Source organism: Streptomyces peucetius (assembly GCF_025854275.1).
Classification (GTDB): Bacteria; Actinomycetota; Actinomycetes; order Streptomycetales; family Streptomycetaceae; genus Streptomyces; species Streptomyces peucetius_A.
In genome coordinates this window covers 3,905,779-3,919,646 of record NZ_CP107567.1, presented here as the reverse complement: position 1 = coordinate 3,919,646, position 13,868 = coordinate 3,905,779, and the positions used below count along the sequence as shown (strand labels likewise).

At 68.2% G+C, this 13,868-nt stretch carries 16 protein-coding genes and 1 pseudogene; 9 read left to right on the top strand and 8 right to left on the bottom strand.

The features are described 5' to 3' along the window. The first annotated feature begins 73 nt into the window (after positions 1–73). A complete protein-coding gene (locus tag OGH68_RS17990; RefSeq protein WP_264245222.1) occupies positions 74–829 on the top strand; it encodes a GntR family transcriptional regulator in 756 nt (251 codons plus the stop codon). A 16-nt stretch (positions 830–845) separates the two neighbouring features. Here the strand turns inward: OGH68_RS17990 and OGH68_RS17985 are convergent, their stop codons facing one another. The 3 genes from OGH68_RS17985 to OGH68_RS17975 all read right to left on the bottom strand — a co-directional run bounded on the left by OGH68_RS17985 (position 846) and on the right by OGH68_RS17975 (position 3,049). Then, the gene (locus OGH68_RS17985) at positions 846–1,604 is read right to left on the bottom strand and encodes a DUF6928 family protein (protein WP_264245213.1); all 759 of its coding nucleotides are present in this window, start codon (positions 1,602–1,604) and stop codon (positions 846–848) included. Between the two features lie 257 nt (positions 1,605–1,861). Beyond that, positions 1,862–2,239 carry a DUF5958 family protein gene (locus OGH68_RS17980; RefSeq protein WP_264245211.1) on the bottom strand — a complete coding sequence of 126 codons (378 nt, stop codon included), beginning with the start codon at positions 2,237–2,239 and terminating at the stop codon, positions 1,862–1,864. 438 nt (positions 2,240–2,677) lie between these two features. Further along, on the bottom strand, positions 2,678–3,049 hold the full coding sequence (locus OGH68_RS17975; protein WP_413470998.1) for a hypothetical protein: 372 nt from the start codon (positions 3,047–3,049) through the stop codon (positions 2,678–2,680). Between the two features lie 191 nt (positions 3,050–3,240). On the opposite strand from OGH68_RS17975, the pseudogene OGH68_RS17970 reads away from it, so the two are divergent. The 5 genes and pseudogenes from OGH68_RS17970 (at position 3,241) to OGH68_RS17950 (ending at position 7,403) form a co-directional block, all read left to right on the top strand. Beyond that, a pseudogene (locus OGH68_RS17970) lies at positions 3,241–4,335 on the top strand (sodium:calcium antiporter). Between the two features lie 83 nt (positions 4,336–4,418). Then, the gene (locus tag OGH68_RS17965) at positions 4,419–4,637 is read left to right on the top strand and encodes a hypothetical protein (protein WP_264245209.1); all 219 of its coding nucleotides are present in this window, start codon (positions 4,419–4,421) and stop codon (positions 4,635–4,637) included. A 78-nt stretch (positions 4,638–4,715) separates the two neighbouring features. Continuing rightward, complete coding sequence (locus OGH68_RS17960) at positions 4,716–5,726, top strand: sporulation protein (RefSeq protein WP_264245207.1); 1,011 nt, start codon at positions 4,716–4,718, stop codon at positions 5,724–5,726. 107 nt (positions 5,727–5,833) lie between these two features. After that, entirely contained in the window at positions 5,834–6,289 is a 456-nt protein-coding gene (locus tag OGH68_RS17955) for a tellurite resistance TerB family protein (RefSeq protein ID WP_264245205.1), read from the top strand. Positions 6,290–6,557: 268 nt separating this feature from the next. Further along, positions 6,558–7,403 carry an alpha/beta fold hydrolase gene (locus OGH68_RS17950; protein ID WP_264245203.1) on the top strand — a complete coding sequence of 282 codons (846 nt, stop codon included), beginning with the start codon at positions 6,558–6,560 and terminating at the stop codon, positions 7,401–7,403. Between the two features lie 23 nt (positions 7,404–7,426). On the opposite strand, the gene OGH68_RS17945 is transcribed toward OGH68_RS17950, so the two are convergent. Genes OGH68_RS17945 through OGH68_RS17935 form a run of 3 tightly spaced genes read right to left on the bottom strand, consistent with a single transcriptional unit; the run spans position 7,427 to position 8,976 of the window. After that, positions 7,427–7,570: a hypothetical protein gene (locus OGH68_RS17945; RefSeq protein ID WP_264245200.1), complete on the bottom strand. Its 144-nt coding sequence runs from the start codon at positions 7,568–7,570 to the stop codon at positions 7,427–7,429. 58 nt (positions 7,571–7,628) lie between these two features. Then, the gene (locus OGH68_RS17940) at positions 7,629–8,567 is read right to left on the bottom strand and encodes a M56 family metallopeptidase (protein ID WP_264245199.1); all 939 of its coding nucleotides are present in this window, start codon (positions 8,565–8,567) and stop codon (positions 7,629–7,631) included. A 4-nt stretch (positions 8,568–8,571) separates the two neighbouring features. Beyond that, positions 8,572–8,976, bottom strand: a complete 405-nt coding sequence (locus OGH68_RS17935) for a BlaI/MecI/CopY family transcriptional regulator (RefSeq protein ID WP_264245198.1) — start codon at positions 8,974–8,976, stop codon at positions 8,572–8,574. A gap of 284 nt (positions 8,977–9,260) precedes the next feature. Between OGH68_RS17935 and OGH68_RS17930 the strand changes: the two genes are divergently transcribed. The 3 genes from OGH68_RS17930 to OGH68_RS17920 all read left to right on the top strand — a co-directional run bounded on the left by OGH68_RS17930 (position 9,261) and on the right by OGH68_RS17920 (position 10,801). Beyond that, positions 9,261–9,836 (top strand): TerD family protein, encoded by a 576-nt coding sequence (locus OGH68_RS17930; protein WP_264250145.1) that lies wholly within the window; start codon positions 9,261–9,263, stop codon positions 9,834–9,836. Between the two features lie 76 nt (positions 9,837–9,912). Beyond that, positions 9,913–10,176, top strand: coding sequence for a twin-arginine translocase TatA/TatE family subunit (gene tatA, locus OGH68_RS17925; RefSeq protein ID WP_264245195.1), 264 nt, complete (start codon positions 9,913–9,915; stop codon positions 10,174–10,176). 43 nt (positions 10,177–10,219) lie between these two features. Continuing rightward, the gene (locus tag OGH68_RS17920; RefSeq protein WP_264245194.1) at positions 10,220–10,801 is read left to right on the top strand and encodes a TerD family protein; all 582 of its coding nucleotides are present in this window, start codon (positions 10,220–10,222) and stop codon (positions 10,799–10,801) included. 266 nt (positions 10,802–11,067) lie between these two features. Here the strand turns inward: OGH68_RS17920 and OGH68_RS17915 are convergent, their stop codons facing one another. Together OGH68_RS17915 and OGH68_RS17910 are read right to left on the bottom strand one after the other, a co-directional pair. Then, complete coding sequence (locus OGH68_RS17915; RefSeq protein WP_264245192.1) at positions 11,068–12,894, bottom strand: glycoside hydrolase family 15 protein; 1,827 nt, start codon at positions 12,892–12,894, stop codon at positions 11,068–11,070. A 74-nt stretch (positions 12,895–12,968) separates the two neighbouring features. Further along, positions 12,969–13,865: a universal stress protein gene (locus tag OGH68_RS17910; protein WP_264245190.1), complete on the bottom strand. Its 897-nt coding sequence runs from the start codon at positions 13,863–13,865 to the stop codon at positions 12,969–12,971. Between the last annotated feature and the right edge of the window lie 3 nt (positions 13,866–13,868).

Here is a 13,868-nt window from a genome sequence, read left to right as displayed (position 1 = left end):
GCCTCCGTCGCCAGGCGATCACTTTACGTGAAGCTAGTTAACTAGATTAGAGCTAGTGGACTAGATTTTCCATATGCCTGAGCAGCCTCCTTATCTCCGCATCGCCGACGTACTGCGGCGGCGGATCGCGGAGCACGAGTGGACGCCGGAAGATCGCCTCCCCTCGCGTGCCCAGATCGCTCAGGAATGCGGCGTCGGCGAGAACGTGGTCCGCCGGGCGCAGGAGCTACTGATCTCCCAGGGAGTGCTGGAAGGCCGCGCAGGTTCCGGCACGTACGTCGCCGAACCTCGTCGGCGGGTACGAGTGGTCCGCTCTACGGCGCGCGAGCAGCGCGGCAGTTCCCCGTTCCGCGCGGACATGAAGGCCGCGGGCAAGCAGGGGGACTGGGAGAGCCGCACCGAGGCCAAGGTCCCGGCGCCGGCCGAGATCGCGACGCGGCTCGGCATCGGCGAAGGCGACCTGTGCGTCCGCACCGTGTACGAGTTCCTCGCCGACGGCAAGCCCGTACAGCTCTCGACGAGCTGGGAGCCGTACGACCTCACCGCCGGCACGCTCGTCGTCCTCCCCGAGGGAGGGCCGCTCGCCGGGGCGGGAGTCGTGGAACGGATGGCCGAGATCGGCATCACGGTCAGCCACGCCGTGGAGCAGCCGGAGCCGCGGCATGCCGATGCCGAGGAGGCGTCACTCCTCGGCATCCACAAGGCTGCTTTGGTCACACACATCCGGCGGACGTACTACAGCGACGAGGGACAGCCCGTGGAGACAGCGGACATCGTCGTGCCCGCTGCTCTGTGCGAGATCGTCTACGAGATCCCCATCAGCCGATAGCGGGAGCGATGCCGAGCTAGAGGCCGTCCTGCTCGATCAGCACGCCGTCGGATCCCATCGTGTAGACCCGCGGCGGTCCCATCGCCTCCACTGCTCTGCGCATCTCCGCTTCCTTCTCGGCCGGGTCGGGGCCGTTCGAATCCCGTACGAGGAAGCCATGGAGTTCGATGTTCTCCGCGTCGACGTCCCCCGGCTCCGGCATGCCCTCCTGGATGAAGCCGCAGAGCGCACGCAGCGCGTCTTCGCCGAGCTCCAGAGGATGGAAGGGCAGTGCGTACGGCTCCTCTTCCTCGCCCGGCCACGGAATGATGTCCGCCGGACGATCCCCGGCCCAGTAGGGGAGTTCGAAGGAGAGCGGCTCCCCGATGTTCTCGATGATCCCGTGGTCCGGTGACAGGCTCAGCGACCGGATGAGACGTCCGTCCTCCCACAGCGCGAACGCCAGCCAGTCGACCACGCTGTGCATGGCGTGCAGGACCAACCGTCGGCCGGCACTCGCCGCGACGAGATGCTCCGGGAGCTGTGACGGGGAATCGATCATTACGCGCCGGTCGCAGACGATGTCCACGCCGGGCCAGCTTGCGGCATAGGTCGCTCCATCCGGCGGATACACGCCGTCGTACAGGTCCGAGCCCTCGCTCTCCTCGATCTCGCACCCCGGATTGAGATGCCGAACCATCACGGACGTCAGCTCCGGATCCGCCGCGCCCACGTGCCGCAGCAGGCCGGGCACATCGCCGTCGGCGTACACGAGCAGACCGGTCTTGGCTCCCAAGGCCCCTCCCCAAACGCAATGCTCAACGTGGCTGCACCGTATCCCTCCACTACGACACAGGAGCAGGTCATCCGCCCGGCTACTCGGGCTACTCCAGGCCGTCTCTGGGCCGTCCGAGGCCGATCGGAGGCGGCCAACGACGACAAATGTCGACTGGCAAGGGACGCCCAAGCAGCCCCCGGACCAGCGGAAGCGCAGGTCGCCAAGATCCCCGGCAAGACCCCAGGGTAGGAAGAAGCCCTACGCGAATCCTTCGACTAAGCCGACAAGTTGTGCCACTCGTGACCGCATCCGTCGGCGCAGTGCAGCGTCCGCCTGCGAGTGTCAGCGATCCCGAAGAGGGCGACGAGCAGGCGAAATGACTTGGTGAGTTCATAAGCCGGAAGGTGTTCCATCCCGAAGCGCCACTTCGTGAGCATCACCGCAGGGGTGTGGGTAGGGCGGACTCCAGAACGCGAGATGCTCTCCGGAACGTCGTCCTCTCGGGCACGGGCCTGCCCGCAGAACAGCACCAGCGCGTGCAAGACCTTGCGCTGGTCATCCTCCGGCAGGCTCTCGAACCACTCGACACCCTCAGCCGTGGATCTGAGCCCTTGTGCGAGTTCGTTCAGGATCACCTCGTGCGCGTACAACACAGCCTCCCCCCCAAGCGATCAGGCCGACGGTACGCCCACGGCCGCCTGAGAGCAGCCCAGTTCTGCGTGTTCCGTGTGCACGTCCGTGCCCGATCCGTGCCCGACAGGTCGGTAAACCAGGGTCAACAGCGGGTGCCAGGGAGAGCTCAAGGCTTCGCCCTGGCACCCGTAGCCGCTGGTCAGGTGGCCAACTACGCCCAGAGGCGCGGTGATTCCCAAGCTCAGAGCGCGGGTTCGATTCCCGTCACCCGCTCCAAGAGAAAGCTCCAGGCCAGCGGCCCGGGCCTTCTTTGTTGTCTAGACCTCTTTCGACCTGTCGCGCCCTCAGCGTGCCCTAACTCGCCGGAATGCCCTGTCCAGAGGGCCTGTGCGCACCACTCGCAGCACATGACGCCAGTATCTCTCGCGGATCCCGAGATTACCTTCGCATGACCTGCGTCACCTCCCGGGTCGGACTGGTGGCATCGCCTCCTCAAAGGCATGGCGGCGCGAAACAGCCCATACAAGGCGCCCCCTTGGCTTCTCGCTGCCGGCGCCCTTGATCCGGCACGGGTTTCGGCGGACCAGCTCGTCGTCGGTCGCGATCTCCGTGATCGCCTTGAGCAGGCGGTAGGACTTGGCGACGGTCGTGGCACCTGTGGCCGCCAGACGCTCCGCCTCCAGGAGGGAACCGCCGGCGGGGTGATCTTCATCCAGGTTCAGGGCGCCGAAGACGGGAAGGACGTGCAACCGCAGCAAGCGGCGGTACAACTCGTCCGTAGTGGCGGAGAGACCGCGCTCGGCGACCCACGTCGGGGCGTACTCTCCCACACCTCTCCGAGCCCGAAGGCGCTGATCAGCTCAGCGAGAACGCTGCCGGGGATGTCGGCCCTGTCCGTCACGGTCGCATCGGTCACCTGAAGGGTGATACGCGAGCACGCAACAGCAGCGGCAAGCACGCACTAAGAAGAGGAAGCCGGGGTAGATGCCCGACCCTGACGTCCCCCGGACTCGTCTGAAGGATGATCGTGCCCGCATTCCTGGATGAGCTGTGGCCGTTGGGCTGGAGCATCGGTGTCTTCCTTGTGGCCACGGGCGTCACCGTGGTCTGCAGTGTTCGGCTGGCGGGTGTGGGAGACCTGTTGGCCGATCGGACGGGCTGGGGCGAGGCGTTTCTCGGGGCCGTGCTGTTCGGCCTGGTCACGTCTTTGTCCGGCGTCGTGATGACGGCGTCAGCGCAGCTGCGGATCAACCGCAGCTCGCGTACAGCAATGCCGTAGGCGGAATCGCCGCGCAGACCGTGGCGATCGCCGTGGCAGACGCGTTTGACCGGGAGTCCAACCTGGAGCATGCTGCCGCTTCGCTGCAGAACATGATGTTCGGCTGCCTGCTCATCGTGCTGCTGGGCATCGCGCTGATGGCCACGTTCAGTCCGGGCGTGACCGTGCTGGGGGTGCACCCGGCGTCTGTCGCCATGGTGGCTCTGTACTGGGGTGGCCTGCGGCTCGTACGCGGGCAGGTGGCGCCCATGTGGCGAGCGGTCCGCACCAAGGACACGCTGGCGGACGTCCCCGCCGACGACACCGGCGACGACGCCCTGGCGGCTCGCAGCAGCCGGCGACTGTGGACGGAGTTCACCGCCGTTGCCATCCTCGTCATGGTCAGCGGGTGGGCCGTGGCCCGTGCCGCTGAGAGCCTCGTGGAACGCACTGGTCTGAGTGCGGGGCTCGTCGGTGCGGTGTTCATGGGAGTGGTCAACGCACTCCCGGAGACCGTCACGTCCATCGCCGCGGTGCGCCGTGGGGCCGTGACCCTGGCCGTCGCGGCCATCATCGGCGGGAACTGTCTCGACGCCCTCAACCTGGTCGTGGGCGATGTCGCCTACAGAGGAGGATCACTCTTCCATGCTGCGGCTCCGGACGAACTGTTCCTCACCAGCGGTGCACTGGTGATGACCGCTGTTCTTCTGCGGCCTGCTCGTGCGCCAGAGGGCCGGCCGGCTGCGCGTGGGGTTCGACGGTGTCCTGCGACATCACGCCGTCCACACTTCCGGCAGGAGAAGTACGCCCGGGGTGCCGCCCGCGCACCCGGGCGGCTGTTTCAGGACGTGCCCATGAAAGGCCGGGATTCGCCCCTCGTTCGATACGAGCACCCCTATGCTTCTACGCGAATGTAGAAGATCGCCCTTCAGGAGGTAGCCGTGACGTCGATCGATCTGGGCAAGGTTCTGGACAAGGCGTGGGCGGACAAGCCGCTCGCCGATGTTCTTGCCGCACCGGTCGCCGCACTCAAGGGGGTGTCGGACCGGGACGGTGAGCTTCTCAAGGAGGCGTTCGGCGTCGAGACAGTAGCCGACCTCGCCGACCTCAAGTACGTCCGCTGGGCGCAGGCGCTGGCCGCCCTGGGCGCAGCGAAGTAGTCACCGGACCGCCGCCCCGATAAGGGATGACGGCGGCGTTACGCAAGCACCACGCATCACGAAGGAGTGAACGCCACGATGGTGTTCAAACGCCTGCTCGGCTCGATCGGCGTCGGCGGCCCAGCCGTGGACACGATCCTGACATCGGGCGCCGTGCCGCCCGGCGGCAGCCTCACCGGGGAAGTCCACCTCAGGGGAGGCAACGCCGACTTCGACATCGAACACATCACGTTGGAGCTGGTGGCCCGCGTCGAGGCGGAGACCGACGACGGGGAGCACGACGGAGCCGTCGTCTTCGAACGGTTCGGCGTCGGGGGCGGCTTCCGCCTCGCCGAAGGTGAGCAACGCAGCGTGCCGTTCACGGTGACGCTCCCGTGGGAGACCCCGATCAGCGTGCTGCACGGGCAGCCGCTGGGGATCGTCCTCGGCGTACGCACCGAGCTCGGTGTCGCCGGCGCCAAGGACAAAGGTGACCTCGACGCCCTCTCCGTGCGGCCACTGCCCGTCCAGGAGGCGATCCTGGAGGCGTTCGGCCAGACCGGCTTCGGGTTCAGGTCCGCGGACCTCGAATACGGCCGCATCGGCGGCACCGGGCAGCAGCTGTCCTTCTACCAGGAGATCGAGCTGACACCCCCGCCGCAGTACGCCCACGCCGTCAACGAGATCGAGGTGACCTTCCTCGCGACCCCGGGCGGCATGGAGGTCGTCCTGGAGGCCGACAAGCGCGGCGGGCCGTTCACCGACGGTCATGACGCACTGACCCGCTTCACCGTCAGCCAGCACGGCATCGAGCACACCGACTGGAACGCCGAGGTGGACAGCTGGGTGCGCCGCCTCGTCGAGCACCGCTCCAGCTACGGCAGCCACTCCTCGTACGGACACGGCGACACCCATCACGGCGGCCACCACGACGACAAGCATCACAACGAGGGTCATGGGCACCGGTCCGGCCCCGGCATGGGAACCGTCGTCGCAGCGGGCGCGGCCGGCCTCGCGGTCGGCGTCGTCGGTGGAATGGTCGCGGCCGAAGTCGTCGACGAAGTCGGCGACTTCTTCGAAGGCGACGAGGACGAGGGCGGCGAAGGCTGAGACGCCGGCGCCGACCCTGGTAACTTCTACATCACTGTAGAAGAAGATGGCGGTCCGGGCCGGCCCCCCGTCCGGCCCGGACCGCCCCTGACACATACGGAGTTCTCATGGCCCTGTGGGACCGCATCAAGGAATCCGCATCGACGATGCAGACCCAGCTCGTGGCGAAGAAGAACGATCTGAAGAGCGGCGCCTTCCGTGACGCCTCCATGGCGATGTGCGCCCTGGTCGCCGCGGCCGACGGCACGATCGACCCGTCGGAGCGGCGCCGGGTGGCGCAACTGATCGCCACCAATGAGGTGTTGCAGAACTTTCCCGCCGACGACCTCCAGCGCCGCTTCGACGACAACCTGAACAAGCTGACCGCCGACTTCGACTTCGGCAAGGTCAGCGTCATGCAGGAGATCGCCAAGGCGAAGAAGAAGCCCGCCGAGGCGCGCGCCGTCATCCAGATCGGCATCGTCATCGGCGGCGCCGACGGCGACTTCGACAAGACCGAGCAGGCCGTCGTCCGCGAAGCCTGCTACACCCTCGACCTGCCGCCGCACGAGTTCGACCTCTGAGGCCGGCTTCGTTCATCTCCAGGAACAGCGTTGGTCGACAGGTTGCGGAGGCAGGTGGCGATCAGCCGACCGGTGGATACTGAGGAGAAATGACGGCACTGTCATAGCTGCGCATCGAAAGGCGCTGGACCAGGGCATCCGCAACGCCCCGGCCTGCGAGGGGCCCTGGTGCGGCGTGGCGGCGACCGAGACGCCGGACGGTGCTGATAGAGATCTGCGTGGCGGCGCCAGGGAACCCGTCGCCCTTCCCTTCGAGGAGTTTCGCGGCATGCCACAGGTACGCGCCGACGGTGTGAATCTCTACTACGAGGTCGTTGGAGACGGGGAGCCACTCGTACTCGTCCACGGCTCGTGGAACGATCACAAGAGCTGGCTGCCCGCTGTCGAAGCCGACCTGCGCGCGTCCTTCACCGTGGTCACGTACGACCGCCGCGGCCATGGCAAGAGCGGCAACGTGCCGGGCCAAGGCACCCGGAGACAGGACGAGGACGACCTGGCGGCGCTGATCGAACTGCTCGGCCGCGCCCCCGCACACGTTGCCGGAAACTCCTTCGGCGCGTCGATCGTCCTCGGCCTGGCCGCACGCCGGCCCGAGCTGTTCCGCAGCATCACGGTTCACGAGCCCCCTCTGGTGGGGGTCGTGGCCGACGACCCGGACTCCCTGGCACAGCTGCGCCCGACCATGGCCTCCACCGACTCGGCGATGGACCACCTTCGCAAAGCCGAGAACGAGCAGGGCGCACGCCTGTTCGTCGAGGAGGTGGCCTTGGGCCCTGGCATGTGGGACCAGCTGCCCGCTTCCCTTCGTGACACGTTCGTGACCCACGCCCAGACGTGGCTGGACGAACAGACCGACCCGTCCTGGGCCGTACTGGACCTCGACGGGCTCTCCGCCTGCACCGTGCCCGTACTGCTGAGCCGCGGCACCGCAAGTCCCCCCTGGTTCTCCACGGTCCTGGAACGGCTGGCCGTTGCCATGCCGCAAGCACGGCGCCAGATCTTCGAGGGTGCGGGCCACATCCCGCACGTAACCCACCCACACGAGTACACGACCGCCCTCACCAGGTTCATCCGGGCAACAGGAGCCGATGAACCCCGCCGCCCCGCCCAGTGACCCCCGCTTGCTGCAGAGGGGCTCTACGGAAGGGCCTTGCCGAGCCCCCTGCGGTACGCGGCCACCTTGCCGTCGACCAGCACTTCGACTTCGCCGCGTGCGTGCCGGAGCTGGACCGTGACGGAGTGGCCTCCCTGGTCGAGGTGGAAACGGTGGCTGCCTGCCATGTCGTTCCCCCTGTCGCCGGCACGAGACGCCGCAGTTCCAGCGTAAGCACGCGGCGGGCTACAGCGGCGTGGCCGCCTTGAGGATGAAGAACAAGGTGACCGCCGAGTTCGCCGACGACAGGGCGGAGACCGTGGTACCGGCGGCGGCGCCCCACGCGGCGAGGCCGACCGTGGTCGACAGCGGCGGCCAGACGTGTGCCGCCGGTGCCGGTTCCAGCAGGGCCGCCACCCTGCGCGGGACGGGTCCCACGGCGGCGAACCCGGCGAGCGTCGCGACGGGCGCCCCCCGCGTGATCAGCCCTGCCTTGCCGATCGCGCGTGCCACCGCGCGCCGGCTGCCGACCGCTGCGGCTGCCTCCTCGTCCGCCCACCGCTCCGCCGTGTACGTCACCACGGTACGCAAGGGCCTCAGGAATGGATTGGCCCGCGCAGCCAGCTGCACTGTCAGCAGGAAGCGGTCATGACGACCGACGAGATGGGCCCGCTCGTGCGCGAACAGCGCCCGGCGCTCGGACGCTTTCAGCCCGGACAGCATGCCGGTCGTGACCACGACCCGGCCCCGGTCCCTTCGCCTGCCGGGTAGCGCGTACGCGTACGGCGTGCGATCAGGCAGTACCGCCACCGAACGCTGCGGCAGCGCGGAGAGCGCCTGGGCGGCCTTGCTCCGTACACGGTGGTGACGCCATGCCGTTCTGCAGCACGAGGCGAGCACGACGATCAGTGCGGGAATGGCCGCCTTGCCCGCGACCTCGTCGTACGGAACCGCCTCCCGCACCTCGGGATCGGACCAGCCGTCGGGCAGCGGATTGCCGGGCAGTTGCGCCGTACCGACCACGACGAGCAACGCGAGGCACAGCGTGCTGCACACGGCGAGCACGCCGGCGACTGCCGACAGCAGCCAGGTGGCAGCGCGCGGATGCAGATGCTGCTCGGCCAGGCGCGCGACCGGCCATGCGCTCAAGGGCAGTACGAGCGGAAGGAAGACGAAGACCCCCATACGGTCAGCCTTCCCCTTCCTCGGTCGCTTGAGCCAGCAGGTCCCGCAACAGTTGCTCGTCCGCTGGAGGCAGCGCCGTCACAAAGCTGGCGAGCACCGCCTCCCGGTCCGCCTCCGCGTCCAGCACCTTCCGCATCCGCAGGGCGGCGAGCCCCGCCTCGTCCGCTGTCGGCGTCCACTCGAAGGACCGGCCCGCGCGCTCACGAGAGACGGCACCCTTCGCATGCAGCCGGGTCAGGATGGTGATGACGGTGGTGTAGGCGAGATCGCCACCGAGCCGCTCCTGCACCCACGCGGTGTTCACCGGCCCCGGCGCCTCACGCAGAGCTGCCAGCACCTGGCCCTCCAGCTCGCCCTGGCCCCGTCGGCGAGGTTGCTGAGGGCCGCCGCCCTGGTTCTGGCCCGTCATGCCGTCTCCCTCCCGTTCTCTCCGGCCCGCGCACCTGGCGCTGGAGCGGTTCATCGTACTGAGCAAGGGGTGCCGCCGTAGGCCGGCGTTCCCTCAGCGTTGGGCTGTTCGTCACAGGCCGCGCGAGCGTACGAGCACCAAAAGTTTGGAGACACCCCACCCCGACCGGAGGAATCCGGGCAGTCACACGCATGGGAGCCACACACCTTCTACAGTGATGTAGATTCTGATCGGTCCCATCGCGGGCCGGCGATCCGAAGACTCGTATGGGGAAGGGATTCGAGATGGGTGTGAGCCTCGGCAAGGGCGGCAACGTTTCACTGAGCAAGGAGGCGCCCGGCCTGGCCGCGGTACTGGTCGGCCTGGGCTGGGACGTACGCACCACCTCCGGCGCGGACTTCGACCTCGACGCCAGCGCACTGCTGCTGAACGAGACCGGAAAGGTCGCCTCCGACCAGCAATTCGTCTTCTACAACAACCTCACCAGCCCCGACGGTTCGGTCGAGCACACCGGCGACAACCTCACCGGTGAGGGCGAGGGCGACGACGAATCCATCAAGGTGAACCTGGCCGCCGTACCGGCCGACATCGCCAGGATCGTCTTCCCGGTCTCCATCCACGACGCCACGGCCCGCGGACAGAGCTTCGGGCAGGTCCGCAATGCCTTCATCCGCGTCGTGAACCAGGCCGGCGGCGCCGAACTCGCCCGCTACGACCTCTCCGAGGACGCCTCGACCGAGACCGCCATGGTCTTCGGCGAGCTCTACCGCAACGGCGCCGAATGGAAGTTCCGCGCCGTCGGCCAGGGCTACGCCTCCGGACTCGCAGGCATCGCCGCCGACTTCGGCGTCAACGTCTGACCTGCACTCAGGCGCGGCACCGTGCGTCAACGATCCATTCAAGGGCCCTGCGGGCACTTCGAGAGAGCGGAAACAGGTGTTCGGACTCAGCGAGCTCGCGATACTCCTGATCGTCATCCTCATCGTGTTCGGCGCGAAGAAGCTCCCTGACCTGGCCCGCAACGCGGGCAAGGCGGCACGTATCCTCAAGAGCGAGGCCAAAGCGATGAAGGCACAGGAGCAAACGGCGGACAGCACACAGCAGTCGGCTCCCCGCGTCATCCAGGGCCAACAGGTCGACGACACCGGCCCGCACGGCAGCGGCGGCACCACGACGGGCGACGGGCCCACACGGCCCTGAGCCGGCCACAGCCACCACACACGAGCGAACAGCGAGGCATGTCATGTCCGTGAACCTGACCAAGGGCCAGCAGATCAGCCTGAGCAAGTCCGACGGCGGCGCGCTCAGCGTCGTACGGATGGGACTGGGCTGGAAGTCCGCGCCCCGCAAGGGGTTCCTCGCGCGCATGACCGCCCGCGAGGTCGACCTGGATGCCTCGGCGGTGCTCTTCGCCGACAAGCAGCCCGTGGACGTCGTCTTCTTCCAGCACCTGACCAGCGACGACGGCTCCGTACGCCACACCGGCGACAACCGGGTCGGCGGTGCGGGCCAGGGCGGTGACGACGAGTCGATCATCGTGGATCTGCAGCGTGTCCCCGTACACATCGATCAGATCGTCTTCACGGTGAACTCGTTCACCGGCCAGACCTTCGAGGAGGTCGACAGCGCCTTCTGCCGCCTGCTGGACGAGACCACCGGCCAGGAGCTGGCCCGCTACACCCTCACCGGCGGCGGCCGCTACACCGCCCAGGTCATGGCCAAGGTCCACCGTGCAGGGACCGGCTGGCAGATGGCCGCCATCGGCAGCCCTGCGGACGGGCGCACGTTCCAGGACCTCATGCCCGCCATCGCCGCACACCTGTAACCAGGGAGCAAGTCCGTCAGCGTGTGCATGCGCAGCGGCGATCAGGACCGCGGATACGGCTGCGGCCACTTGCCGGCAACGTCCGGCGACTCGAGTGACGCTGGCGGTACTGGCGGCTCGCAGCAGGATGAGCGCCCGTAGCGCTGCGACCACTCACTTGGTCGCACATCGTTCACCGCCTGCTCGACGTATCCACTGCAAACTCAGCGGCGAGTTCATCGGCAGCACTGGTTCTGCGGAAGGGGCTGGGCAGGAGCCCCGTAGCGTCAGCTGAACCACGCTTGCGTGGACAATTCCGGTCGGTCTCCGCGGAGGGTGCGTGCCAGGACGACCGCACTGGAGATGAGGCCGACGTGGCTGAGCCCTTGCGGGAAGTTGCCCAGGAACATGCCTGTGGTGGGGTCGATCTCCTCGGGCAGCAGTCCGAGCGGGTTCGCGTAGGAGCACAGTCGGTCGAAGAGCTGGTGGGCTTCGTCGATGCGGCCCTGGCCGGCCAGGTTGTCGACCAACCAGAAGCTGCACAGCAGGAATGCGCCTTCGGGCTGGTCGATGCCGTCGGGGGACTGCTGCGGAAGGTATCGGTGAAGCAGTCCCTGGCCGGCGCCGAGCCGGTCGGCGATGGCGCGCGTGGTTGCGATCATTCGGGGGTGGTCGGCCGGTAGGACGCGCCGCAGGGGAAGGGCCAGCAGTGAACTGTCCAGGGCTCCGCCCGTGCCCAGGTGTTCGGTCAGTGCTCCTGTTGCGTCGTCCCACGCCTCTTTCAGGATGCGTTCGGTGAGGTGGTGGGCCTCCTTGGCCCACGCATCGGCGTCTCCCGGGAGGTGAAGGCGGTGCGCGAGACGGGCGGCGCGGTCGAGGGCGACCTGGCACATGGCGGCGGAGTACGTGAACGGCCGCCCGGGGGTTCTTACCTCCCAGATACCGTGATCGGGTGTGCTCCATGCGGTTCGGGCCTTCTGGGCGAGGTGGGCCAGGCGCTGCCAGAGCTCGCTGCCCAGCGTGCCGCCGGTGGCGGACCACTGGAACGCGCAGTCCAGGATCTCCCCGTAGATGTCGTGCTGGATCTGCTCCGCGGCGGCGTTCCCCCACCGCACCGGTGGTGAGCGGCGGTAGCCCTCCAAGTCGTGATCGATCCTCTCGGGGGCAGGGGGGCGTCCGTCGACGTCGTACAGGACGAGGGGCTGCTCCTGCCACTGGGCGGTGCTCAGAGCCCAGTGCAGGAAGCGCCCGGCCTCCTGCGGCAGACCGATGCGGCGTAGCGCGAAGACCGCGTATGCCGCGTCGCGGATCCAGACGTAGCGGTAGTCCCAGTTGCGCGCTCCGCCGATGCACTCGGGCAGTGAGGAGGTGGGGGCTGCGACAATGGCGCCGTTGTCCATGTGGTCCAGCAGCTTCAGGGTGATGGCGGAGCGTCGTACCAGTTCGGGTTGCGGCACAGCTTGTACGACGTGGGCCGACCAGCGCTGCCACGCCCGTACGGTCTGCCTCATAGCCGCGTCGACTGCGTCGTGGTTCCCGGGGCTGGTGGTGGGTTCCCAGCCGAGGGTGAGTGAGAGCTGGTCTCCGGCAGTCATGTCGATGGTGCTGTCGAGCCCGGCAAGGGCATGGGAGCAGGTGAGGTGAAGAGGCAGCTGCTGCGCCGTGCACTGCACGTGCCAGCCGTGCGGTGCGCGGGTGACCCGTCCGCCTCCCCGAGGTCGCAGGGACACGTGGAGATTCACCTCGCCGTGCGTGACGCGAGCGGTGCGGAGCAGTCTTCCGGTCCCTGACCGGCCGTTCGTCTCGAGCCGCGCCGCCGGGTGCAGCGCGAAGGCATCGGTCACTTCGACGATGCCGGTCGGCGTGCGCATCTCGGTGACCAGGACCGCGCTGTGGTGAATGTATCGCTGGGTGCTGTGCCGGACGTCATCCGGAGCCATGAGGAAGCGGCCGCCACGGCGCCGGTCGAGCAGGCCGCAGAACAAGGGCGGCGAGTCGAAGCGCGGTACGCACATGAAGGTGATCGCGCCGTCGCGACCGACCAGGGCCGAGCCGCGACCGTCCCCGATCAACCCGTGGTCGGCGATGGGCAGGTAGCCATCCTGCCTGTCCAAGGACCGCCGCTCATTCGTGGCCACAGCCGCACTCCCTCTCACTCCCCCCGTGTCGGCGCGAGCCCGCGACGAGATCAGGCGTCGCCATGGACAGGAACCACAGCGACCGGGCAGTGCGCGGTGTGCAGCACCTCACCGCTGACCGAGCCGAGCAGGAACCTTCGCACCCCGGTGCGCCGACGCGAGCCGACAACGAGAAGACAGGCATTGCCGGAGGCTTCAACAAGTTGCGGGGCAGGCGGCACGTGCCTCATGCAGAAATTTGCCTCCACATCGGGATACCGCTCACGACGCTTGGCCAGTTCCTCGTCGAAGAACTCCTGCGGCCCACCCCTGGGCACGGGGAAATCAACCGGCATCGTGGTGACTGCCGCGGCGGGGGACGTGGCGATGTGGACTGCGCAGTGGACAATGTCCAGGCGCGCGTCACGCAGCGCGGCTTCCTCGTAGGCCACGTCCAGCGCCTGAAGGGAAGCTTCATCGGTGTCCACACCAGCCACGACACGGTTGTCCGGCAGGTCCTCAGTGCCGTCAGGGCGCACGACGATGACAGGACATTCGGCGTGCGTGGCCACCTGCCAGCTCACCGAGCCGAGCGGCAGCCGTGGAAACCCACCACCGCCCCGGTGGCCGACCACGATCATCTCGGCGTCCGCTGAGCGCTCGATCGGGGTGGCCGCCGCATGCCCAATGTGCAGCTCCCCTGCGACGGAGAGGGAAGGTGACTCCTTGCGGGCCAGCTGCTCGTAATGATCGACCAGCCGTGCCCCGGCCTCAGCGGCGGAGCCGCTCCCCTCCTGGTCCGAGGGGGATGCTCCGGGCAGGGGCAGGTCGATGGCGTGCGCGATCAGTAGTGGGCGCCGCCGCAGTGCCGCCTCGCGGGCCGCGAAGCGTACGACATCATCCTGGTGGGGCCCGCGGTCGACACCGGCGATGACGGGCCGGTCCTGCGGGCTGTCGGCGCTGGCCATGGC

Bases quoted from the DNA above. Each gene is read 5' to 3' on its own strand.
- OGH68_RS17990 (WP_264245222.1), top strand. From the start codon at position 74: ATGCCTGAGCAGCCTCCTTATCTCCGCATCGCCGACGTACTGCGGCGG.
- OGH68_RS17920 (WP_264245194.1), top strand. From the start codon at position 10,220: ATGTCCGTGAACCTGACCAAGGGCCAGCAGATCAGCCTGAGCAAGTCC.
- OGH68_RS17955 (WP_264245205.1), top strand. From the start codon at position 5,834: ATGGCCCTGTGGGACCGCATCAAGGAATCCGCATCGACGATGCAGACC.
- OGH68_RS17950 (WP_264245203.1), top strand. From the start codon at position 6,558: ATGCCACAGGTACGCGCCGACGGTGTGAATCTCTACTACGAGGTCGTT.
- OGH68_RS17960 (WP_264245207.1), top strand. From the start codon at position 4,716: ATGGTGTTCAAACGCCTGCTCGGCTCGATCGGCGTCGGCGGCCCAGCC.
- OGH68_RS17945 (WP_264245200.1), bottom strand. From the start codon at position 7,570: ATGGCAGGCAGCCACCGTTTCCACCTCGACCAGGGAGGCCACTCCGTC.
- OGH68_RS17910 (WP_264245190.1), bottom strand. From the start codon at position 13,865: ATGGCCAGCGCCGACAGCCCGCAGGACCGGCCCGTCATCGCCGGTGTC.
- OGH68_RS17930 (WP_264250145.1), top strand. From the start codon at position 9,261: ATGGGTGTGAGCCTCGGCAAGGGCGGCAACGTTTCACTGAGCAAGGAG.
- OGH68_RS17935 (WP_264245198.1), bottom strand. From the start codon at position 8,976: ATGACGGGCCAGAACCAGGGCGGCGGCCCTCAGCAACCTCGCCGACGG.
- OGH68_RS17940 (WP_264245199.1), bottom strand. From the start codon at position 8,567: ATGGGGGTCTTCGTCTTCCTTCCGCTCGTACTGCCCTTGAGCGCATGG.